The sequence below is a fragment of the Streptomyces klenkii genome, assembly GCF_003626645.1.
Classification (GTDB): Bacteria; Actinomycetota; Actinomycetes; order Streptomycetales; family Streptomycetaceae; genus Streptomyces; species Streptomyces klenkii.
The window spans coordinates 1-1,319 of the sequence record NZ_RBAM01000091.1 but is presented as its reverse complement, the minus strand read 5'-3'; the positions used below and the strand labels follow the sequence as shown (position 1 = coordinate 1,319).

3 protein-coding genes are annotated in these 1,319 nt (G+C 68.6%); all 3 read right to left on the bottom strand.

Annotation, left to right across the window (positions count from 1 at the left end):
• On the bottom strand, positions 1–409 hold a 409-nt coding region (locus D7231_RS34850), incomplete at its 3' end, for a carboxymuconolactone decarboxylase family protein (protein WP_147449889.1).
• Between the two features lie 162 nt (positions 410–571).
• On the bottom strand, positions 572–916 hold the full coding sequence (locus tag D7231_RS34845) for a hypothetical protein (RefSeq protein WP_120760366.1): 345 nt from the start codon (positions 914–916) through the stop codon (positions 572–574).
• A 200-nt stretch (positions 917–1,116) separates the two neighbouring features.
• The coding region (locus tag D7231_RS36745; protein ID WP_158673898.1) for a hypothetical protein at positions 1,117–1,319 on the bottom strand (203 nt) is incomplete at its 5' end.

Sequence of the window (1,319 nt, the reverse complement as noted above, 5' to 3'; positions counted from 1 at the left end):
CGGCGTTGATCATCGCGACCAGGGAGACCAGCGCGGCGATCTCGTCCTCGTCGAAGTGCTTGCGCACCTGCTCCCAGGTCTCCTCCGAGACGCCCTGGTGGGCGTCGGCCAGCCGGGTGCCCTCCTCGGTGAGGGCCAGCGCGGCCCGCTCGGCCTCCGTGAACACCGTGGACTCGCGCCAGGCCGCGACCAGGTTGATCCGGACGGCCGACTCCCCGGCGGCCGCCGCCTCCTTGGTGTGGACGTCGACGCACCAGCCGCAGCCGTTGATCTGGCTGGCCCGCAACTCCACCAGTTCCTGGAGGGACTTGGGCAGCGGCGACTCCTGGATCGCCAGGCCGACGGCGTAGAACCGCTTGGAGATCCTGGCTCCGACGGGGTTGGTCATCAGGTTGATACGGGGCTCCATGGCTTCGTCCTCACTCGTGCGCGTGGTCGTTCGGGTGCCATGAAGAAACCGGCCGCCGGGTCCCTGTGACAGCGCCGGAGTGTGACGTACGCCACGGGCCGGGACCGGAGGGGCATTCCCTTCCGGCCCCGGCGTTCGTTCTTTCGTGCGAAGGGCTTGGCGTCAGCTCGGGTTATTGACCCAGCCCGAACAGCCGACGTGGTCCTCGCAGACGCGGAAGCGGGCGATGCGGGAGGAGTACTCGGCCCACGGACCCCAGTTTCCGTCCGAGCCGTTGCCGTCCCACTGGGAGACGTGGGCGCCGTTGGCGAGATACGCGTCGGCGTAGACGCCGTTGCCGTCGCTCTCGCCGTCGTAGGCCCGCATCGCGTACGCGGTGGCCTGGGCCCGGTCCGAGCCGTGCGAGAGCGTGGTGGCGGAGGCCGAGGTGGCCGTGGTGATCGCGAACAGGAACGCACCGCTCAGAACCGCTCCGGTCCTGAACAGATTCTTCGGAAATTTCCGCATGGTCGATCTCCCTTTCCTGTCTCCCGTTGAACCGGCGTGGTGAAAACCGGCCGCCCTCACGGTAGAAGCGCTCAACGCCCTTCAGCCAGGCGCGTTTTCGCCAATCGCGCCCGGGGATTGGCCAGGAATTCCGGAGAACATTCTTTCGTATTTCCGGCGCCGCGAATTTCCCGGAATTCCACCTGCATTCGGCCGGGGATTCACCGCCGGACGGGTATCGTCCGTGTCGCCCACACCACGGTGGCCGGACCCATCGTGAACGTCTCGCCCGTCCCGAACGTCAGCCGCCGCCCGCCCCGGGGCAGCGCCGCCATGTCGACCACCGTCAACGCCTGCCCGCCGACCAGCAGTTGATCGCCGCACCGGACCGACCCCGCGTCCACGACGAGCCCGTGCGCGACGC